We start from the raw sequence: 20,736 nt of genomic DNA, 5'->3' as shown, positions 1-20,736 counted from the left end.
AGTACAAAACATTTGCTATAATGAGTTTGGTGCTTGTATAATTTTTTTGCTCAATACGTATATTTATAAGCAAAATTATTCTATTTAACGATTTATAGTAGTAAAGTGTTTTGTTATTTTGTTAAATATATTAGAAAAAAATTAGTATTTTTAAAATGAACATGAAATAAAATTAGTAAATGATTATGCAAAATTAGTGTATAATTATAGTATAACAATAGAAATAAAAAGCGAACTAAAACAGTGACAAGTGATAAGTTACAAGTGACAAGTTAAGGTTGATTTTCTTGCAGAAAATCTTAAACTAAGCCTTTATCATCTTCGATGATGGGATAATGTACTTTTGCTAACGCAAAAGGTATCTACAACTTGTCACTATAAATTGCAAACTTGTTCGCAATTTATAATTACATCGAAAGAGGAGCTATTGATGAAGAAAACAAGACATTCTAAGATATTCGAGATTATTGATTCAAAGGAAATACAAACTCAAGAAGAATTGATAGAAGAATTGCAGAAAGATGGAATAGAAGTTACCCAAGCTACAATATCAAGAGATATAAAAGAATTAAAACTTTACAAGGTTTTAGCATCCAATGGAAACTATATATATGCACATAATTTACCAAGAGGTGAAAAATCTACATATGATACATTGATTTACGTTTTTCAGAAATCTGTTTTAGATATTAAAGCAATAAATGAAATGGTTGTTATAAGAACTATGAGCGGATCTGCAGCTATTGCAGGTGAAATGGTTGATAAGCTATATGGAACAGAGGTTGTTGGTACAATTGCAGGAGATAATACCGTTTTCGTGTTATGTATTTGTAAACAAAAAGCTATAGAAGTTTATAAAAAATTAGAAACCCATCTAAAGAGTTAAAATGCGCACTTTCATGCGCATTTTTTTTATATAGAAATACTACTTCGGAGCTATATGTATATATGTTGTTATATAAGCATATATAGAATTAAGGTTATGCTTTATTGCAAAGCGTATCCAAAATAAAGGAGGGGGATTGACATGATGTGTAAAGTGTTGGTTTCTTTATTTATACTTTTTGCTGTGTTGTATGTTTATAGTGGATACAAAAGTATAAAAAAGATGGAGTATTTTTCTAAACCTTTTTTATTACCATTACTTGCTGTTGTTTATGGAATAGCTGTTACTGATATAAATATTTATATAATTATGGCTATTTTATTTGGATTTTTAGGAGATTTTCTTTTAATGTTTGAAGGCGATAAATTTTTTATAGGTGGATTACTATCATTTCTTTTAGGTCATATTTTTTATGCAATCGTTTTTATTACAGGGATTTATCATATTCAATCACTATCCTTAATTAACTACTTATTTATAATTCCATATATAATTTACGGTATTTTTATTTTTTCAATTTTAAAAAAGTATTTATTCAATATGAAAAAATTTGTTGTTGTATACATTTTTGCACTTATTATTATGAGCTTTTCAAGTTTACTATACGCTTTGGTAAGTAAAAGTTTGATTTGTTGGGTACCTTTCATGGGATCTTTATTTTTTATTTTATCAGATAGTATTTTATCTATAAAAGTTTTTAGAAAAGAAATAAACAAAGGAGATTTTTGGGTAGGGATAACTTATGTTATAGCACAAGCTTTAATAGTTATTGGATTCATTTATATCAGTTAAGAGTTAAGGAAACATTTAACCTTTTTTATTCAGGCTCTGTTAGACTAAAATGTTGATATGATATACTAAATAAGGTAGTCCATATATGAACTACCTTATTTTACGCAATTTAAGAAGAGTGTGTATTAATTTTAATTATCATTATGCTCATTTATATTTATAATATCTTTTATAAATTGCTTACTTTCGTCTGCAATTCTCTTATATTCAATACCGTGAATATAATGTCCACAGTCAAGTTTTATAAATTTATTTGAACCTGTAGTTTCTATATAGTGTGTTTGAAAGCCTATCCATTCATCTTTATTCCAACCAGTTCCATTGCCATTAGAAATGAAAAATAACATGGGAACATCAGGTACACCATTTTTCTTTACTTTTTCTGCACTTGTTTTAATCTCATTTACTTCTGAAATCATTGGTTTAGTTAGTGTCCTTCTATAAAAAATAGCCCTATAAAGATCTTTTTCTTCATCTGTTAACGTACCATATTTGATTGATGAAGAACTATTAACAACTGCTGGAAAAAATCTTGTGATACCAATCTTAGAAGTAAATGAACCAATATTTAACATAAAATGGTTGATTGAATAATTTTCATATGTTTGTGGTAAAGCCATGTCAAGCCCTACAATTCCTTTAATCTCCTTAGGATATTGTTGTGCCCAATATAATGCTTCTATTCCAGACATTGAATGAGGAAATAATATATATGGTGCTTGTAATCCTGATTTAGATAGTGCTATTCTGGTTTCCTCTAATATGGTATCAATGTCTCTATTAATATCAGAGATTTCACTAAAACCATACCCTGCTTTTTCTACGACAACAATTTTATATTTATCACTTAATAAAGAATATAGACTTTTAAAATCTAAAACTGGAGAACAAGTACCTCCTCCTGACATAAATACTAATGTATCCATACCATGTCCCTCGGTATATATATGAATTTTATGTCCATTTACTTCAACCAATTTACCATTAGGAACAAATATTCTATTTTCTTTAGACAGGTGTATTTTATGGTTAATAAAACTAATTGCAATAATAATTATTAATAATCCAACTATTACTCCTACAATAATCGCCATTTTTTTTATTCCTTTTTTCATACTTACCCCCTGGAAAGTTTTTGGAATTAGCATATTTTTAGCCTGATTTTAGTTTAAAGCTGATTTATCTAGATTCAAATATGTACTTGCATAAATTATAAATATTATATCTTGTAGGTACATTAGACATATTTGCATAGTCCATGGATAAATCTCCATCCCAAGGGAAAACGGATATATATTTTGAACTATAAACATTAATCACATATTTTTCTCCGTTATCAAAAGTAAAAAATAGCTTATAAACAGGAGATTCAGGTAAATCTACAGGTTTTTTAGAAAAACTATTCTGTGATATTTTTTTCATAAAATCTTTTATAGTATCTATATCATCTTCGCTTAGTTCTTTTGTTTTATAAAAATTAATATTTAATGCTTTTATATCAGCATCTTCATAAAAAGTAAGATTTTTTGCTAATAAATTTGTGTAGTAAAAATCATAAGTTTTTTTCTTGTGTAATTCTTTATTAACTAGAAAAAATATAAAAAATATGGAAATTGATATTAAAATTATTAAACTTCCTTTTTTCACAGTAAAAGCACCTCTAATCAAAAGTAATTGTCATATTAAAAATATGAGAGTAATAAAAATTTTATTACAAAATCTTATTCCCTAGCATATATTGAAATAGAGTAATGTTTTATATGTATTTTTACAAACCTAGGAGGGAAAAGGATGAAAATTTTTATAGATCCAGGTCATGGTGGATCAGATCCAGGTGCTGTAGGATATGGTCTACGTGAAAAAGATTTAACTCTTGATCTTTCATTAAGAGAGAAAGTCCTTTTCGAAAAATTAGGACATCAAGTTAAAATGTCTAGATATTCAGACAGAACTATAAGTTTAGGCACAAGAACAAGAGAAGCCAATAAATGGGGGGCTGATGTTTTTATTTCTAATCATATAAATGCTGGTGGAGGTACAGGTGAAGAAGTCTGGTGTTCTATATATGGTGGAAAAGGAAAAGAATATGCTTCTAGAGTTGAAAAATATTTAAGTCAAATATTTAAGTCTAGAGGAGTTAAAAGTAAAAAAGGTAAGTATGGAGATTATTTCTATGTAATTAGAGGCACTAATATGCCAGCTATTTTAGTTGAATTTGCATTTATTGATAGTGCAAGTGATACAAATAAATTAAAAAATAGCTATATAGTTCAAAAATGTGCAGAATCTGTTGTCTACGGGGTATTAAATCTACCATTAGATTATAATTCCAAGGAAGATGAAACAAAGCCAGTAGATACAACACCTGTGTTTAAGAAGTATTTAAGATATAAAAAACCTTATATTAGAGGTAATGATGTTAAAGCTGTTCAATCTAAATTAAAAGAATTAGGATTTGATGCAGGGGCAATTGATGGTATATTCGGAAGAAATACAGCCCGCGCAGTTAAATCATTCCAAAGTTCCAGAAGAATTACTGTGGATGGTATAGTAGGAAAGCAGACTTGGAAATATTTGTTTTCCTAAAATAATAAGCCAAGGTTTCTCAAATTTTTGAGAAACCTTAAATTTTACTTGATTAACAAACGTTTGTTCGGGTATAATAGATATGTAAATAAATTGCGAAGAAGCATAAGCAATATAAATTTCAAGGAGATGATAATAATGGAAAATAATTTAGAAAAAATTATTTTTCATGTAGATGTAAACTCAGCATATTTATCATGGGAAGCTGTAAATAGATTGCAGCATGGTACATTAGAAGATTTGAGAACAATACCTTCTGCCGTAGGTGGTGATCCTAAAAGCAGGCATGGAATTATACTTGCAAAATCTATTCCAGCTAAGAAATTTGGAATAAAAACAGGAGAAACTTTATATGCAGCATTAAAAAAATGTCCTAGTTTAAGAATTGTTCCGCCACATTACGATTTATATATAAAATGTAGTACTGCCATGGTAAACATATTAAAAGAGTATTCACCTATGGTGCAGAGATATTCTATAGACGAATGTTTTTTAGATTTTACTAATTTAGAAAAAGTATTTAGAAAACCTGTTTTAGATGTAGCCTATGAAATAAAAAATCGAATAAAAAAAGAATTAGGGTTTACGGTGAATATAGGAATATCATCAAATAAATTATTAGCAAAAATGGCATCTGATTTTAAAAAACCTGATAATGTGCATACATTATTTAAAAATGAGATACCAGATAAGATGTGGCCTCTTCCTGTAGAAGAACTTTTTATGGTTGGAAGAGCCACAGGCCCCAAACTTAGAAAATATAATATTAATACTATTGGAGATCTTGCAAATTATGATGTTGATCTTTTAAAAAATAAATTTAAAAGCTTTGGATTGCTTTTATGGAAATATGCTAATGGGATTGATGATTCATTTGTTAGAAAAAGTAATTATATAGAAATGAAAGGACTTGGTAATTCTACTACAATTGCATTTGATGTAACTGATTGTAGAACTGCCCATATGGTTATTTTATCTCTTACAGAGACGTTGGGCATGCGACTTAGAGATTCTAAGAATTTATGTTCATTGGTTTCTATTAGCATTAGAAATAGTGAATTTCAACATTATTCCCATCAAAAAAAACTGAGCTATTATACCAATTCAACAAAGAGAATCTATTCTGTGGCAAAAGAATTGTTTGATAATGTATGGAGAGGAGAGCCTATTAGACATATTGGTATTAGGGTTTCTAGTCTAAATACTGAACAACAAGTTCAAGTTTCTTTTTTTGATGAAGTAGATGTGAAAAAGAACATTGCTTTAGATAAAGCTATAGATAATATAAGACTTAAATATGGTAAAAAAGCTGTTGTACGTTCTAGTTTTCTTCATTCAGGAATAAAACCTATTAATGGAGGAGTTCAAGAAGAAGATTATCCTATAATGTCAAGTATTTTGTAAGGAAGGAATAGTAAATGAAAATAATTGCAAAACCTATTGAAATGGTAGTTTGGTATGATGAAGTGGGTATTCCACATCCAGTAAGATTTAGAATAAAAGCTGAAGATGATAGCAATGTAGTTGTAAAAATTGAAAAAGTAATAGAGCGAGAAGTAGAAAAATTAGCAGGAAACAAAATGATTGTGTTTATATGTCAGAGCACGATAAATGGTGTCCTGAAACTATATGAGATAAAATATGAGCTTAGCACTTGTAAGTGGACTTTGTTTAAGATCTAACTATTAACTTTTAACTCTTCACTCTTAACTGCTGTATAAATGTGTAGCAAAATCACAATCCTCTTTCATAAAATAAAGCATAATCAATTAATAAGGGTGAGAGTTTGTATAAATTTAGGAATATAGCTCATAGAGGTGCTAGTTATGCTGCACCAGAAAATACAATTGCAGCTATCAGAACAGCACAAGAGATGGGGGCTGATGCTATTGAGATTGATGTACATCTCTCTAAAGATGGTCATGTTGTAGTAATACATGATTTGGTTTTAGATAGAACAACTAATGGTAGTGGTCTTGTAGCTAACTATACTTTAGAAGAATTAAAAGAGCTTGATGCAGGTATAAAATTTTCAAAAGAATTCAAAGGTGAAAAAATTCCATTATTAAGTGAAGTTTTTGATTTTATAAAAAACTCTAATATGGGAATTTTAATAGAGTTAAAAGGATGGGCAAATCATTATGAGGGTATGGAAGATAAAGTTGTAGAGCTAATAAATAAATATAATTTTAAAGATAGGGCTATCGTAACTTCGTTTCAGAAAGATAAAATTTTGGAGATAAAAAAAATAGACCCCTCTATAAAAACAGGAATTAATTTCTTCTTTCTTGGTGCAAAGCCTGAACTTTATGTAAAAAAGGTAAAAGCTGACGCTGTATATATACCTAATTTTTGTTTCAATAAAGAAAAAACAAAAGGAAAAATAAAAGCTTTAAAAGACAGTGGATATATAGTAGGGACATTCACTCCTGATGATAAAAAAGCTATGATGAAAGTTATAAAGTTAGGCGTAGATGATATTTTGACAAACAGACCTGATATGTTAAACTCATTAAAGAAGAAAAAAAGAATAAGTAAGATAATTAAAGAACTGATAAAATGATAATTGACAATTTTCAGTTTCAGTTTTCAGTAAAGGATAATCTTCTGGGAAAATCCTAGAATTAAGTCAAGGGAACAAATTTAATTTAAATTTTTACGTAGTAAAAATATCCTTAACTGAAAACTGTACACTGTCAACTGATAAAAGGGGGATATAAAATTGACATTTGAAGAATATCAAGAAGAAATGAAAAGAACAGCTGGAGATATGAGTAATTTAAAAGAATGTTTAAGCCTTGGAGCTATGGGAATATCAGGAGAAGCAGGTGAAGTTACAGATTACATAAAAAAAGTTGTGTATCACTCACATGAAATGTCAAAAGAAAATTTAGTTAAAGAACTTGGTGATGTATTATGGTATATAACTTATCTGGCAGAAACAGTTGGGTACAAACTAGAAGATATTGCAGAAATAAATAAAAATAAATTGAGAAAAAGATATCCAGATGGATGGGATGAGGAGAGAAGTATAAATAGATGAACAAAGCCATATATAGCTAGAAAGTCACTGCACTTCGCCAAGAAAATCTAATTCATTTTCTTAAATCCGAATTGTGTACGGGAAATTGTGCATTATATAGATATAAGGAGGTGTTTTTTTGAGTAAAAAGAGCAAGGGAAATATTATGCAGGAAAAGGATAAAAAAGAACTTGACAAAGTGAATATGGAAGAGTATGGTTCGATTGCGTTGAAAGACCCAAAAAGAAACCATGGCAAAGGAAATCCTATTAATTTGAAAAGATAATAAGCGAATGGGGCTGTTTCAGAATATACTCTGAAACAGCCCTTTCTGATTTACATTCCTTTTAGAGTTTTGTTTTAAACAATTATTACAAAATGCCGAGTGGCATTTTTTTAGCAATATTATTTTGCTATACTCTTTAGGAAAGGCAAAATAATAAAATTTCGAAGTAAAATTCTTCTATGTGAATGAGTTAATTAAAATGAAAAAGGGATGATAAAATATGAAAAAGCCTAATATTGTTTTTATTTTAAATGATCATCAAGCATATTATCGACATGGGTGGGATGGAGGAGTAAAACCTAAAACACCTAATTTTGATCAATTGGCCAATGAAGGGGTAGAATTTACTAATTCTTATTGTGCAACTCCATTATGTGGGCCAGTAAGACGTACAATGATAAATGGTTTATTTGCACATACCCATAGACAATGCTTTAATGATTCTGAAATATCTTATGATGAAGAAAGTTATCTTAGAAAGTTAAGTGAAGCAGGGTATAAAAATTACTACTATGGAAAATGGCATGCAGGCCCTGGAACAGCAATTACTGAACATAATTGTAAAGGGTTTAGTTGTGAAGGATATGGAAATCCATACATAACTGAGGAGTACAAAGATTATTTAAAGAGAAAAAAACTTCCCCAAGCGATGCATAAGATTGAATATGATTTTACTCCTAAGGGAATGGCTGATCAAGGTACATTTAAGGGATTAAAGGAAGGGGCGGTTTACTCTTGTCAGGCAAATTGGTGCGGAGAACATGCTGTTGGTATAACTACAACACCAAAAGAAACACATGAAGCATTTTTCTTAGCAAATCTTGCTTGTGATAAATTAGAAGAAATTAAGAATAGTGCTAGTAAAGAGCCTTTTCATTTACGAGTTGATTTTTGGGGTCCTCATCAACCTTTCTTCCCAACTCAAGAATATTTAGATATGTATAATCCGGAAGATATACGGATTTATGGAAATCATTTTGATAATTTAGAAAATAGACCAGCAGTCCATAGAGTTGAGCGTAATACTCCATTGTGCGACGAGAATAATAAAATTATTATTCCTAGTGCATTGCAATGGGAAAAGTGGCAGCAGATATTAGCACGTGCATATGCTCACCAAACTATGATCGATGATGCAGGCGGAATGGTGCTAAACAAATTAAAAGAGCTTGGACTAGATGAAAATACTATAGTAATTTGGTCTACAGACCATGGAGATGCATTAGCAAGCCATGGAGGACATTTTGATAAATGTTCATATATGTCACAAGAAGTTATGAGAATTCCAATGGCTATTAAATGGCCTGGTAAAATAGAAACTAAACAAAAGTGTAATAAATTAGTTTCAAATATGGACATACCAACAACTATATTAGATGCAGCAGGTTTAGCTTTTGATAATAAGGTTCATGGTGAAAGTATTATAAAACTGTTCTCAGAAGATAAGGATTCTTGGAGAGAAGACTTAATGTGTGAAACAAGTGGACATGGATATGCAGAAAAAATTAATGGTCGCATGTATGTGAAAGGAGACTATAAATACGTATCATTTGAAGGCCAAATGAAAGAGTTATATAATTTAAAAGAAGATCCCTATGAGTTAAACAATTTAATTGGGAAAAAAGAGTACTCTTGTATTGAAAAAGAAATGATTAATGGTTTAAAAAGGTGGCAAAGAGAAACCAATGATCCACTTTTAATAGATTAGATTATGTTTATTTCACATAAAATAAAAATTAAAGTTAGGAGATTTTAAGATGAATAGAATGTATGATAAAGTTATGGAATCAGTAAAGTATATAGAAAGTAAAGTTGATTTTAAAAGTAAAGTTGCAGTTATCTTAGGCTCAGGATTAGGGGATTTAGTTGATGTAATAGAAGATAAAAAGTATATTGATTATAAGGATATACCTAATTTTCCACAATCTACAGTTGAAGGACATGAAGGACGATTAGTATTTGGAAAAATAAATGATGTCAATGTATTAGCTATGCAAGGAAGGTTTCACTATTATGAGGGATACACTATGAAAGAAGTTGTATATCCGGTATTCGTAATGAAGCAATTAGGGATTGAGAAGCTTTTAGTAACTAATGCTTGTGGCGGTATAAATACAAGCTTTAAACCTGGCACATTAATGCTAATAAATGATTTTATAAATTTGATGGGAGATAATCCTCTTATTGGAATTAATGATAAAAGATTCGGACCAAGATTTCCAGATATGTCTGAACCATATAAACTTGAATTGATAGATGAAGCTAAAAAAATAGCAAATGATTTAGGGGTTGAATATAAAGAAGGTGTTTATGCAGGATTTATGGGCCCTTATTATGAAACAGCAGCTGAGATAAGAGCTATAGGTGGACAAGGGGCAGATGCTGTTGGAATGTCTACAGTTCCTGAAACAATAGCGGCAAATTATCTAGGATTAGATGTATTGGGAATAGCTTGTATAACAAATATGGCTACAGGTATACAAAAACAAAAACACTCACATGCTAGAGTTGTAGAAACTGCAAAAAAAGCATCAGTTAATTTTTGTGATTGGGTAGCTAGAATAGTTACTAGCATTGGTTAATTTGTGAATTGTTCCTGAAATAATTTGAGAAGGAGTATTTTATGATGAAGAAAGATTATGATAAACCTAATATTGTATTTATTTTATCTGATGATCATGGATATTGGGCAATGGGATGTTACGGGAATAATGAAGTTAGAACACCTAATTTAGATAAATTAGCTGAGGAAGGGATGTTATTTACAAATTATTTTTGTACATCTCCAGTGTGCTCAGCAGCACGAGCGTCAATTTTGACAGGAAAAATTCCATCACAACATGGAGTACATGATTGGCTAGGTAAAGGATGTATAAATAAAGAAGAATATGAAGGTCAAAAGGTTAGTAAAAAACGATATATAGCTTCGTTAGGGGAGAATACTGATATTGATTATAATACAGTACCAGAAGAAGAAAAAGTTGATATAGCTGAAACATCACAGTACAGATTTATTAAACATGAAAGTGATGAAACAATAGAATATTTAAAAGGTCAAGTAGGGTATAGTAATCTATTAAATAATAATGGATATGATTGTGGAATAGTTGGCAAATGGCATCTAGGCGATAGTCCTAATCCTCAAAAAGGATTTTCGTATTGGTCTGTTATAGGTAAAGGAGGATGTATTTATCATTTACCTGATTTTCATAGAAATGGGCAATTAACAATTGAAGATAGATATATTACTGATGTTATTACAGAGGAAGGTAAAAAATATATAGAGCAGTGTAGTGAAAATAATCAGCCATTTTACTTGAGTCTCCATTATACAGCACCTCATTCTCCATGGATAAAAGAGGATCAACCAAAAGAAATTTGGGATTCATATAATGGTTGTGCCTTTGAATCTGCACAAAATGAAGAAATTCATCCTTGGCAAGTATACAAAAGACATCCAGGAATAGAAGATAAAGAAAAAAGAGAATACATGGTACAGGGCTATTATACAGCTATAACTGCTATGGATAAGAGTATAGGAGAGCTTATTGATAAACTTGATGAATTAGGAATTAGGGACAATACTATTGTAGTTTTTACTTCTGATAATGGAATGAATATGGGTCAGCACGGTATTTGGGGAAAAGGGAATGGTACTTTTCCACAAAATATGTTTGATACTTCAGTAAAAGTTCCAATGATTATATCTAGACCTGGTTATATTCCACAAGGAAGAAAGTGTGATGAGCTTTTGAGTCACTATGATTTTATGCCTACACTGCTTGAGTATGTTGGTGTTGATAATCCAGAAGCTGAAAAGTTACCAGGAATAAGTTTTGCCAATCTACTCAGAGGAACTTCTATGAAAGAAAGAGAAAATGTAGTTGTATTTGATGAATATGGCCCAGTAAGAATGGTTCGCACAAGTGAGTGGAAATATGTGCATAGATATCCATATGGTCCACATGAACTTTATGATGTTATAAATGATCCTGATGAAAAAATTAATTTGATTGATGAGGAAAAGAAAAAAGAAACGATAATGGCACTTAGGGGAATGCTTGAAGAATGGTTTGTAAAATATGTTAATCCAGAAATAGATGGAGCACGTTTACCAGTTACAGGAGATGGACAGATTAATTTAGCAGGAACTTTAAGTAATGGTGAAATAGCTTTTAATGGGAAGTATAGATAATATAATATTAAGATATACTTGTTCATAAAATCTATAATTACAACTTTTTAAAATCCGCCATGTGGCATATTATTGTTTGGATATTTAGGATATAATTTTGGCATAAATCAAATTAGCTATTATATTAAATGATGGAGGGATAAAGATGAAAATGAAAACGATAAGAATTGGATTAGTAATGATGTTAGTAATAAGTTTTTTAGTTGGGTGTTCAAGTGGAACAGAAAAAAATTCTGTTGATCAAGGAAATGGCAAATCAAATAGTGAGCAATTAGTTCAGAAATTTTTAAGTGAACCTGTTAATATTATTGTGCCTTATGCTCCAGGTGGTGGTGCAGATGTTGCTAATAGAATTATTGCAAAATATCTAGCTGATGAATTGGGTACAGATGTAGTTGTTAATAATAAACCAGGTGCAGGTGGAGTAGTAGCTGCAACTGAATATCTTGCAGAAGAAGCAAATACAAACACTATTATTTATACAAACAGTTCAATTATGTCCTATGTTCCAAAGGCACAAACTACTGCGTTTAAGAGAACGGATTTTGAGCCTATTATTAGTTTTCAAAGTCTCAAGTTTGGTTTATATGTAAGCCCTGAAAACACAGGTATTAAAACTGTTGAAGATCTTGAAAATTATGCAAAAGAAAATAGAATTGTTTTTGGTAGTCCTGGAATAGGAAAACCATTACATGGCACACAAAAAGAAATTTATACTGGTATGGGAGCCGAAAGTGAAACTGTAACTTATGAAAACGGAAATCAAGGTATAGTAAATCTTATAAGTAATGATACAATAGTTATGGCTACAACTCTTAATGCTGCTGATCAGTTTGTTCAAGAAGGAAGTATTGTTCCACTAGCTGTATTATCAGATGAAGACTATGATGGAACTTATGGTAAAATAGATAGTATTTATGATTATGGTTATGAAATGTCTAATGATATGTTGACTATGTTTGCAATTCGTAGTGGTACAGATGATGCAATTAAAGAGTTGCTTTATAGTGCATTATTGAATGTAACGAAAAATGAAGAGTTTAAAAAAGAGATGGAAAAAGCTCAAAACGTTGAATATAAAATTATGGATAGCGACGGAATTAAAGTGTTCCTAGATAATATGGACAAGATTTCTGAACAGTTACTAAATGAAGAATAAAATGATAAGAGGTGCCATGTACGATGAAGATTAAAGTTAGAAGAGATTTGACAAGTGGAATAGTTCTCATGATTTTATGCATAGTATTATGGAGTATGATACCATACCAAATTATTGCAACTAAGGGAGGAAACAATGCCCAAATGTTTCCTAGGATTATCTTGGGAACAATGTTTGTTCTAGCTTTTTTCATCACTATCAAATCTATTATTACAAAAAATGATTTGGTATTAGAATTTGATTTGAAAAAAGAAGGTAAAATTTTGTTGTATATAATATCATTGGTCCTTTATGTATTCTTGATTGATAAAGTTGGCTATTTAATAGCAACATTTGTTATTAGTGGAATAACATTGGCTATATATAGAGCAAAAAGAATTATCTATGTCTCAATGGCTGTGTTTATTGTGGTTGTTTATTTCCTATTTAAACTTGCACTTAATGTTCCATTGCCATAGTTATTATTAGAACATTACTAAAGTAAGGAGACGTATTAGATGGAAAATATTATTACAGGTTTAATTGCTGTTATGACGATAGAGCATTTATTGTTGATTTGCATTGGTATTTTACTTGGTATGATTTTTGGAGCAATTCCAGGGTTAACTCCAGTACTTGGTATGACTTTATGTTTGCCACTCTCTTTTTCTATGAACCCTATTGCAGCAATGCTATTTTTGTTAGGTATCTATTGTGGTGGTGGCTTTGGAGGGTCAATTACAGCTATTCTTATTGGAACACCAGGTACAGCCCAAGCTGCTGCAACATTATTAGATGGATTTCCTCTAGCGAGAAAGGGAAAAGCTTACAAAGTGTTAATGATGGCTTTAACAGCTTCGTGTATTGGTGGTTTAATCAGTGCAGTTAGTTTGTTGGTGTTTGCACCTATTATAGCCGAGGTCGCTATGAAATTTGGTCCTCCTGAGTATTTTGTTATGGCAGTTTTTGGTTTGACAATTATTGCAGCTATCAGTGCAGATAGTATAGCAAAAGGTATATTTATGGGATGTTTTGGATTTTTACTTGCCATGGTAGGTATTGATAATATTTCAGGTGTATTTAGATTTACTTTTGGATCAGTTTATTTATACAATGGGTTTTCATTTGTTAGTATACTAATGGGTGTTTTTGCCATGAGTAAGGTGTTGACTGGAGTTTTCGAGTATTTTTACAAGTCAGAAAAAAATAATCTGATACAAGAGAAAGAATTCATTACACTTGAGTCAAATGATAATCTTACAGGTAAAGAGGTAAGAAAAAATCTAAAAACAATACTAAAAGGATCTGGGATTGGTGTTTTGATTGGAGCTATACCAGCTGCTGGAGCAGAGATTGCTTCATTTATGAGTTATAACGAAGCAAAGCGCTCGTCAAAAGCCCCTGAGTCATTTGGTAAAGGAAATATAGTTGGTGTTGCTGCTGCAGAGTCTGCTAACAATGCTGTAACTGGTTCAGCTCTTATACCTATGTTGACTGTTGGGATTCCAGGTAGTGGCGGAGCGGCTGCTTTAATGGGAGCTTTAACAATACAAGGTTTAGCGCCTGGTCCACTATTGTTTAGAGATTATGCTTTTGAAATGTATGCTATTATGGTAGGGTTGTTAATAATCAATATTATTATGTATTTTGAAGGTAGGTTATTAATGAAATACTTTGCCAAGGTGACAAAAGTTCCTAATGAATTTATTATAGCATCACTTATATTTCTTTGTGCAGCAGGTACATATTCAGTTGGTAGAAATATATTTAATATATATGTATTAGTAGGTGCAGGAATTGTATTCTATATATTTAAAAGATTTGGCTATCCAGTTATGCCTATAGTACTAGGATTGATTTTAGGATCTGTTGCGGAAGATAATTTAAGACGTTCTCTTGTCATTTCTAAAGGTGCATGGACCATTTTTTTCACAAGACCAATATGTATAGTGTTTATCTTGTTAACTGTCGTTGTTGTCTTTGGTGTTATCAGGCAAAATAAAAAAGCTAAATCTAATATTTAAAAGATTATAAAAGAGCGGTTTTCGGACCGGTCTTTTATTGTTATAGAAAGAAGAAAATAATAGCATTATATTTAGTGGATATAAATATAATAATTCAAGTTTAATTTGCTAGTCTTTTGTATGTTATAATATTTTTACAATATTATAGAAAACAACGAAAGTAGGTAGAACAAAATGTATTTAGATGAACTTCTTAAGGAATCTGATGAATTAAGAGAGCTTATTAAAGATATGCCAATAAATATAAAAAATCGTTGTATTGTAAAAGTTTTTCCACCAGAAACCATAGTATTTCGAAAAATGGATGAAATTAAGTACGTTTATATATTATGCAAAGGTGAATGTAGCATTATAAATGAATTTAGAGAAGGGTATCTTTATGTTTTTAGTAAAGCAAAAGGAATAAATATTTTAGGAGAGCAGGCAGTTCTTGCAGATCAAAATGAAGCTGCTGTTACCATTCAAACAGTTACAGAATGCGTTTTACTACAACTATCTAGAAAAGATTTTTGTGAATGGGTATATAATGACCAAACATGTGCCATTATTTTATTGAAGAAATTAGCTAAAAGATTATATCCAGTATCAAAAGATAGAGGCACACAATTATATTATCCTAGCATATATATATTGAAAAGATTTCTTATAAAAGAATTTAATGATAATAATGGGGATAACATATGTATTAGAAAAACACGACAACAAATTTCGGATGAAATAGGCGTAAGTTTGAGAAGTGTTGAAAGAGGGATAAATAATTTAAGAAAGAAAAATTTTGTTCAAATTGTAAAAGGGAAAATTTATATTGATAAATCTATGTATGAAAGATTATTGAATACATTTGATGAGTAAATCTTTATTTTGATAATGTTAGTTTATTACATACTTGATTAATAGCTATATCTATTTTTGTTGATTTAGTTATTGCCAAGTGTCATTTTTTTTGCTTTAATATTCTCATAATTAAAGAGTAAAGAATAATTTGCTGTAAATCAGTAGTTTATTTTGAATATAAAAGAAATGAGGGATATTAATGAAAGCAAATATACTTTTTATTACAGTGGATGATATGAATTATAATTCTATTGGTTGACCAAAGAGTAAATATGTTTTTACATAGAGAAAAAGAAGAATTCTATGATTTTGAAAATGATCCAAATGCATTAGTTAATTTAATTGATAATAAGGAATATAAGGATTTAATAGATAAGCATAAAAAATATTTATTTGAGGATATGAAACGTTCAAATGATCCTAAACTTAAGGAGTTTGAAAACATATTATAATATTTTTTGAAAGTTTAGATGAGTAGAAATTAAAAGTATTCAAGATTCAAAAATAATGACACTAAAATACATTAGAAGATGTATTTTAGTGTCATTAAATTGTTTCTAAGTGCTTTAAAGCATTGGCATACATATAATTTTCACCAAACAATTGGTCATATTGAAGAATTTTATATTCTGATACAAGTTCATCAAAAGTCTCTTTTTCAAGAGTGCTTTCGAAAACATTAGGAACTCTACTAGATAGCATAGTGGAAGTTTTAGCAAAACTAGATAGAAAATCAAAGTAAAGAGGCTTTTCAAGTCCAGCATAATCAAGTATTTTAGGTCCTAAAAATGAAGGAGTAATATTACCTAAATCAACATTACTGTTTTTATAATTAGACCATACTATAAGTGGAGTGCATGCCATTTTCAATTTTTCCTCCATAGACCAATCAACTGGACGTTCTTCATTGATATAGCCTGATTGGACAAAGGTTGAAAAATTCTTGCCAAGCATAGGTAAGTGATCTCCAAAGAAAACAATAATAGTAGGATCATCTATGTTGTCAAAATAATCAATTAGATGTTTTAGTGCCTTGTCTCCGTCGTGGACACCTTGAGCATAGGTTTTAAGTTCATCTAAAGCAGAATTATCTAGAGGTGATTCTAAGTCAATATCCATCTTAGTATATCTTGAATGTTGATAAGGGCCATGATTTTGCATAGTGATACCATATAAAAAAAGAGGTTCCTCAGTATTTTCGTATACATTAATTACTTTTTTTGAAAATTCCATATCAGATATAAAACACCCCTTAATTTCTGGGTTAGTAAAGCTCTCACAACTTATAAAATCATCAAAACCCATATACTTATAGGCAGATTCTCTTTGCCAAAACCATCTTTCATAAGAATGTAAGCCAATAGTTTTGTAACCATTTCTTTTTAAATGATGAGGTAGTGCTTCAATAGGTTTATTTAAATAACTTTGATATGCCATTGAGCCTGTAGGAAGAAAATACATGCTGTGGCCAGTTAAAAATTCAAATTCAATGTTACTTGTTCCACCTCCAAATTCAGGAGAAATCAAAGCACCAAAGCCAGAACTCTTTTTTAGGCTATTGATAGTTGGCGTTAGTTCATTGAAAAAATGTAATTTATCTATAGAACTTGGGTCCCAAAAGGATTCGTTCATAATGACAATAATATTAGGTTGTTTTTCACTTATTGAATTAGTAAAAGATTTATTTTTTTTATCAATGGAGTTCTTCAAGATGTTTTGTATTTTTTCAGAACTATATTCTTTGATAATAGGATTGAACAAATTTTTTATATTTAAAATAAATGCTAATACAAAACCATTTTTATCATAGAACTCAGATTGTTGTTCAGGATAGTTGCTCCCCTTAAATTTACTAAACAAAGGATACGATAATAAAAAGTCTCTAAATGATATTAAAAGTATAAATAAAATAGATATAGATAAAGTTAATATTCTAATAGTAAATGTTAAATGAGTTCTTGGAAACAAAATTAAAACTAAAATAGAGAATACAAGGATAAAAAGTCCATTAATAATAGTTTCCATATTTATAAAGTAGCTTTTCATTCCTGAACATTCTTTTTTTAAGGCTAAATCCCAAGGAAAAAGAGGGTCACCCCTAAAACGAATTTTATATTTATTTATTAAAGAAAATAGTAATACTAAAAATGATACTATTGCTAAACTAATATTTTCTGTATTAAAAATTGCCATAGTTATACTGAAAATTAACCAAAGCATAAAAATATTTAATATAAAAGATGAAGGTTTATTTTTTAGCCACTTCAAGGCATTTTTAAAGCTGGGGCGATGAAGGGATTCAACAAATAATATTATAAATATAAATATTGGAAAAATAAATAACATAAATATTACCACCTTTTATAAAATTTGAACATTATAATATTCTTAATTCTAGCATATTTTATGGAATGTATGGTTTTATTAAATAAAATTAACAAAATATTTTCATTTATATTTATTATAAGATAAAGGTAATCTTTATAATTTTCTTGTAAAGTAAAACGAATTATGTAATAATAAAGCGTAATTTAGTGATAAACTACTTATATAGATATTATATAAAGGGGATTTTATATGTTTTATACTGAAATACTTAATAAAATTAACAGAAAGGAATGTTGGCCGATGGTAGTAGTAGATGGAGTTGTAGGAGTAGGTAAAACTACATTGATGAATATTTTATGTGAGGAGTTTGGATATAAACCCTTTTTAGAACCAGTAGTAGACAACCCTATATTGGATAAATTTTATTATGATAGGCAAAGATATAGTTTTTCATTACAAATTTTCTTTTTAAATAATAGATTTAGAATGATAAAAGAGGCTGCAAGTATTGAAAATGCTATATTAGATAGAAGTATATATGGAGATTTGATTTTTGCAAAAATGTTGATGGAAAGTAATGAAATGAGTATTGAAGAATATGATTTATATATAGACTTATTTGAGAATATGATAGAACATTGTCATCCGCCAAAGCTTATGATTTATTTAGAAACGTCAGTGGATTGCGCTATTAATAAAATAAATAGAAGAGGTAGAGATTACGAAAAGATTGTTGAAAAAAGTTATTGGCAAAGATTAAATAATCATTATAGTAATTATTTTGACAGCTATAATATTTCTCCTCTATTAAGGATAAATGTAGATAATTTGGATTTTGAAAATAGAGAAGAAGATAGAAAATACGTTATTGATCTTATAAAAAGTAAATTAGCACAAATTTAATATTTATATATTTTTACTTTCTGGAGAGCTATTTTTGTGTTTTTGTAACATGATTTAGTAGACAAGCATACATTAATATTGGAACCGATGAGAATGAAATGATTGATTGGTGGTGAAATTAGTGTATTGTGATGAAGGTAAAAATAATCTTTGTAAATTTCCAGTTCTAATAATTGTAATACTTTTACTATTATTCTGTAAAGATAAAGAGGGGTTTAGAGATTGCTTTAAAGAAGATGAATGTAAGCCTGACTATTGTAGAATAAAACCAGTAAAAAAACATTTTGAAGATGATGAAGATGAAGATGAAGATGATGAAGATGATTATGATGATTGCGAATCATGTGAACCATGCGGAACATGTAAAATATGCGAAATATGTGATCCATGCGAACCATGTAAACCATGTAAACCATGTAAGTCTTATGAAAAAGTATATGACACAGAAGAAGATTATGGAAGCTGTATAGAAGATATGGCATACTATGATTCATGTGATGAATATTGTTCAAATAAATACAAAGAGTGCAATCATAAAAAAGTTCCTCATAAAGTAGTTCATAAAGAAGCTCATAAAGTAGCTCATAAAGTAGCTCATAAAGAAAAAGAACTGAATAACTTTATTGATGGTCTTTCATTAGATGATCTTGATATAGATGAAAAAACAATTGAACAAGCAAATCAATTAATGAAACAATTCTTGAAGTAAACCAAGGGATATATCCTTGGTTCTTTTTTATTGTCTTTGTTCTTAGTTGACCAATTTAGAATACAGTGTCATAATCAAAACATAAGTATAGTTTAAAAGTTAGGAGAAAAAATATGCTAAGAGTATGTTTATTGGCACCAGGTGGAATGATGCCTTTACCGGATAGATTTTTAAGTTCGGCTATTATAAGTTGCAACGGAAGCAACTTATTAATAGATTGCGGAGAAGGGACACAGATATTATTAAAAAAACTTAAATGGGGATTAAAAAAAATAGATGGGATTTTAATTACTCATTTTCATGCAGATCATATAGCGGGGCTTCCAGGTCTTTTAAGTACAATATCAAATAGCGGAAGAAAAGAACCTATCACAATTATTGGACCTGAGGGGCTTGAAGAGGTAGTGAAGGGGTTAACAATTATAGTTCCAGATATAGAATTTGAATTAAACTTAGTTACTATGGGAGAAAAAGGAATCAAAGAATTTAGAATAAATAATTATAGTATTAACTCTGTAAAAGCGGATCATTGGGTTGATTGTTATTCATATAGTATAGAATTTAAGAGAAAAAGAAAATTCAGCATAGAAAATGCCAAGAAAAACAATGTACCTAAAACTATGTGGAATAACTTACAAAAGGGTAATATAATAAAGACTAAAAAGAAAATCTATACACCTGATATGGTTCTCGGTAATGAAAGGAAGGGTATCAAGGTAAGTTATTGTACTGATACAAGGCCAACTACAAATATCCTTAAGTTGGTAAAGGATTCATCTTTATTTATAGGAGAAGGTATGTATGGAGATGATAGTTTTTTAGAAAAAGCAGAAGCAAATAAGCACATGCTATTTTCTGAATGTGCTAAGATTGCAAGTGATGCAGATGTGAAAGAATTATGGCTTACACATTTTAGTCCATCATTGTTGAAACCAGAGGATTATTTGGATATTGCAAAAAAGTATTTTGAAAACACCCAAATAGGAAAAGAATTAATGTGTACAGAAATCAATTTTGATGAGTAAATATATAC

General features: G+C 29.6%; 22 protein-coding genes. 19 read left to right on the top strand and 3 right to left on the bottom strand.

Annotated features, from left to right (window positions below):
- The first annotated feature begins 430 nt into the window (after positions 1-430).
- Together argR and ACQ3F0_RS07865 are read left to right on the top strand one after the other, a co-directional pair.
- A complete protein-coding gene (gene argR, locus ACQ3F0_RS07870; RefSeq protein WP_428864624.1) occupies positions 431-886 on the top strand; it encodes an arginine repressor in 456 nt (151 codons plus the stop codon).
- Positions 887-1,027: 141 nt separating this feature from the next.
- Positions 1,028-1,678 carry a lysoplasmalogenase gene (locus tag ACQ3F0_RS07865; protein ID WP_428864623.1) on the top strand — a complete coding sequence of 217 codons (651 nt, stop codon included), beginning with the start codon at positions 1,028-1,030 and terminating at the stop codon, positions 1,676-1,678.
- Between the two features lie 131 nt (positions 1,679-1,809).
- Here the strand turns inward: ACQ3F0_RS07865 and ACQ3F0_RS07860 are convergent, their stop codons facing one another.
- Both ACQ3F0_RS07860 and ACQ3F0_RS07855 read right to left on the bottom strand, forming a co-directional pair.
- The gene (locus tag ACQ3F0_RS07860) at positions 1,810-2,793 is read right to left on the bottom strand and encodes an alpha/beta fold hydrolase (RefSeq protein ID WP_428864622.1); all 984 of its coding nucleotides are present in this window, start codon (positions 2,791-2,793) and stop codon (positions 1,810-1,812) included.
- Between the two features lie 64 nt (positions 2,794-2,857).
- A complete protein-coding gene (locus ACQ3F0_RS07855; RefSeq protein WP_428864621.1) occupies positions 2,858-3,325 on the bottom strand; it encodes a DUF4883 family protein in 468 nt (155 codons plus the stop codon).
- Positions 3,326-3,469: 144 nt separating this feature from the next.
- On the opposite strand from ACQ3F0_RS07855, the gene ACQ3F0_RS07850 reads away from it, so the two are divergent.
- The 14 genes from ACQ3F0_RS07850 (at position 3,470) to ACQ3F0_RS07785 (ending at position 16,215) form a co-directional block, all read left to right on the top strand.
- Positions 3,470-4,264, top strand: a complete 795-nt coding sequence (locus tag ACQ3F0_RS07850) for an N-acetylmuramoyl-L-alanine amidase (protein ID WP_428864620.1) — start codon at positions 3,470-3,472, stop codon at positions 4,262-4,264.
- 138 nt (positions 4,265-4,402) lie between these two features.
- Entirely contained in the window at positions 4,403-5,668 is a 1,266-nt protein-coding gene (locus ACQ3F0_RS07845) for a DNA polymerase Y family protein (RefSeq protein WP_428864618.1), read from the top strand.
- Positions 5,669-5,682: 14 nt separating this feature from the next.
- Entirely contained in the window at positions 5,683-5,946 is a 264-nt protein-coding gene (locus ACQ3F0_RS07840; RefSeq protein ID WP_428864617.1) for a hypothetical protein, read from the top strand.
- Between the two features lie 104 nt (positions 5,947-6,050).
- Positions 6,051-6,827: a glycerophosphodiester phosphodiesterase gene (locus ACQ3F0_RS07835; protein WP_428864616.1), complete on the top strand. Its 777-nt coding sequence runs from the start codon at positions 6,051-6,053 to the stop codon at positions 6,825-6,827.
- Positions 6,828-6,986: 159 nt separating this feature from the next.
- Entirely contained in the window at positions 6,987-7,307 is a 321-nt protein-coding gene (locus ACQ3F0_RS07830) for a nucleoside triphosphate pyrophosphohydrolase family protein (protein WP_428864615.1), read from the top strand.
- A 118-nt stretch (positions 7,308-7,425) separates the two neighbouring features.
- Positions 7,426-7,572, top strand: coding sequence for a hypothetical protein (locus ACQ3F0_RS07825; protein WP_428864613.1), 147 nt, complete (start codon positions 7,426-7,428; stop codon positions 7,570-7,572).
- Positions 7,573-7,792: 220 nt separating this feature from the next.
- Entirely contained in the window at positions 7,793-9,280 is a 1,488-nt protein-coding gene (locus ACQ3F0_RS07820; protein WP_428864612.1) for a sulfatase-like hydrolase/transferase, read from the top strand.
- Positions 9,281-9,338: 58 nt separating this feature from the next.
- A complete protein-coding gene (locus tag ACQ3F0_RS07815; RefSeq protein WP_428864879.1) occupies positions 9,339-10,154 on the top strand; it encodes a purine-nucleoside phosphorylase in 816 nt (271 codons plus the stop codon).
- 41 nt (positions 10,155-10,195) lie between these two features.
- Positions 10,196-11,767, top strand: coding sequence for a sulfatase family protein (locus ACQ3F0_RS07810; RefSeq protein WP_428864611.1), 1,572 nt, complete (start codon positions 10,196-10,198; stop codon positions 11,765-11,767).
- Positions 11,768-11,912: 145 nt separating this feature from the next.
- A complete protein-coding gene (locus tag ACQ3F0_RS07805; protein WP_428864609.1) occupies positions 11,913-12,926 on the top strand; it encodes a tripartite tricarboxylate transporter substrate-binding protein in 1,014 nt (337 codons plus the stop codon).
- Between the two features lie 23 nt (positions 12,927-12,949).
- Positions 12,950-13,384 (top strand): tripartite tricarboxylate transporter TctB family protein, encoded by a 435-nt coding sequence (locus tag ACQ3F0_RS07800; protein ID WP_428864607.1) that lies wholly within the window; start codon positions 12,950-12,952, stop codon positions 13,382-13,384.
- Between the two features lie 39 nt (positions 13,385-13,423).
- Positions 13,424-14,929, top strand: a complete 1,506-nt coding sequence (locus tag ACQ3F0_RS07795; protein ID WP_428864606.1) for a tripartite tricarboxylate transporter permease — start codon at positions 13,424-13,426, stop codon at positions 14,927-14,929.
- A 174-nt stretch (positions 14,930-15,103) separates the two neighbouring features.
- A complete protein-coding gene (locus ACQ3F0_RS07790) occupies positions 15,104-15,781 on the top strand; it encodes a Crp/Fnr family transcriptional regulator (RefSeq protein ID WP_428864605.1) in 678 nt (225 codons plus the stop codon).
- Between the two features lie 254 nt (positions 15,782-16,035).
- Positions 16,036-16,215, top strand: a complete 180-nt coding sequence (locus ACQ3F0_RS07785) for a hypothetical protein (RefSeq protein WP_428864604.1) — start codon at positions 16,036-16,038, stop codon at positions 16,213-16,215.
- 94 nt (positions 16,216-16,309) lie between these two features.
- Here the strand turns inward: ACQ3F0_RS07785 and ACQ3F0_RS07780 are convergent, their stop codons facing one another.
- A complete protein-coding gene (locus tag ACQ3F0_RS07780; RefSeq protein WP_428864603.1) occupies positions 16,310-18,109 on the bottom strand; it encodes an LTA synthase family protein in 1,800 nt (599 codons plus the stop codon).
- Positions 18,110-18,340: 231 nt separating this feature from the next.
- Between ACQ3F0_RS07780 and ACQ3F0_RS07775 the strand changes: the two genes are divergently transcribed.
- The 3 genes from ACQ3F0_RS07775 (at position 18,341) to ACQ3F0_RS07765 (ending at position 20,728) form a co-directional block, all read left to right on the top strand.
- Complete coding sequence (locus ACQ3F0_RS07775) at positions 18,341-18,994, top strand: deoxynucleoside kinase (protein ID WP_428864602.1); 654 nt, start codon at positions 18,341-18,343, stop codon at positions 18,992-18,994.
- A 121-nt stretch (positions 18,995-19,115) separates the two neighbouring features.
- A complete protein-coding gene (locus tag ACQ3F0_RS07770; protein ID WP_428864601.1) occupies positions 19,116-19,703 on the top strand; it encodes a hypothetical protein in 588 nt (195 codons plus the stop codon).
- A gap of 113 nt (positions 19,704-19,816) precedes the next feature.
- Positions 19,817-20,728 carry a ribonuclease Z gene (locus ACQ3F0_RS07765; protein ID WP_428864600.1) on the top strand — a complete coding sequence of 304 codons (912 nt, stop codon included), beginning with the start codon at positions 19,817-19,819 and terminating at the stop codon, positions 20,726-20,728.
- The last annotated feature ends 8 nt before the right edge of the window (positions 20,729-20,736 follow it).

The organism is Clostridium sediminicola (assembly GCF_050402865.1).
Taxonomy (GTDB): Bacteria; Bacillota; Clostridia; order Clostridiales; family Clostridiaceae; genus Clostridium_AF; species Clostridium_AF sediminicola.
Note: the sequence above shows the minus strand (reverse complement) of the source record. Positions and strands in the feature narration are given on the sequence as shown.

Excerpts from the sequence above, each read along its gene's own strand:
- ACQ3F0_RS07865 (WP_428864623.1), top strand. The coding sequence starts at position 1,028 with ATGATGTGTAAAGTGTTGGTTTCTTTATTTATACTTTTTGCTGTGTTG.
- ACQ3F0_RS07815 (WP_428864879.1), top strand. The coding sequence starts at position 9,339 with ATGTATGATAAAGTTATGGAATCAGTAAAGTATATAGAAAGTAAAGTT.
- ACQ3F0_RS07805 (WP_428864609.1), top strand. The coding sequence starts at position 11,913 with ATGAAAATGAAAACGATAAGAATTGGATTAGTAATGATGTTAGTAATA.
- ACQ3F0_RS07765 (WP_428864600.1), top strand. The coding sequence starts at position 19,817 with ATGCTAAGAGTATGTTTATTGGCACCAGGTGGAATGATGCCTTTACCG.
- ACQ3F0_RS07785 (WP_428864604.1), top strand. The coding sequence starts at position 16,036 with ATGTTTTTACATAGAGAAAAAGAAGAATTCTATGATTTTGAAAATGAT.
- ACQ3F0_RS07790 (WP_428864605.1), top strand. The coding sequence starts at position 15,104 with ATGTATTTAGATGAACTTCTTAAGGAATCTGATGAATTAAGAGAGCTT.
- ACQ3F0_RS07800 (WP_428864607.1), top strand. The coding sequence starts at position 12,950 with ATGAAGATTAAAGTTAGAAGAGATTTGACAAGTGGAATAGTTCTCATG.
- argR (WP_428864624.1), top strand. The coding sequence starts at position 431 with ATGAAGAAAACAAGACATTCTAAGATATTCGAGATTATTGATTCAAAG.
- ACQ3F0_RS07810 (WP_428864611.1), top strand. The coding sequence starts at position 10,196 with ATGATGAAGAAAGATTATGATAAACCTAATATTGTATTTATTTTATCT.
- ACQ3F0_RS07780 (WP_428864603.1), bottom strand. The coding sequence starts at position 18,109 with ATGTTATTTATTTTTCCAATATTTATATTTATAATATTATTTGTTGAA.
- ACQ3F0_RS07850 (WP_428864620.1), top strand. The coding sequence starts at position 3,470 with ATGAAAATTTTTATAGATCCAGGTCATGGTGGATCAGATCCAGGTGCT.
- ACQ3F0_RS07820 (WP_428864612.1), top strand. The coding sequence starts at position 7,793 with ATGAAAAAGCCTAATATTGTTTTTATTTTAAATGATCATCAAGCATAT.
- ACQ3F0_RS07795 (WP_428864606.1), top strand. The coding sequence starts at position 13,424 with ATGGAAAATATTATTACAGGTTTAATTGCTGTTATGACGATAGAGCAT.
- ACQ3F0_RS07845 (WP_428864618.1), top strand. The coding sequence starts at position 4,403 with ATGGAAAATAATTTAGAAAAAATTATTTTTCATGTAGATGTAAACTCA.
- ACQ3F0_RS07860 (WP_428864622.1), bottom strand. The coding sequence starts at position 2,793 with ATGAAAAAAGGAATAAAAAAAATGGCGATTATTGTAGGAGTAATAGTT.
- ACQ3F0_RS07775 (WP_428864602.1), top strand. The coding sequence starts at position 18,341 with ATGTTTTATACTGAAATACTTAATAAAATTAACAGAAAGGAATGTTGG.
- ACQ3F0_RS07840 (WP_428864617.1), top strand. The coding sequence starts at position 5,683 with ATGAAAATAATTGCAAAACCTATTGAAATGGTAGTTTGGTATGATGAA.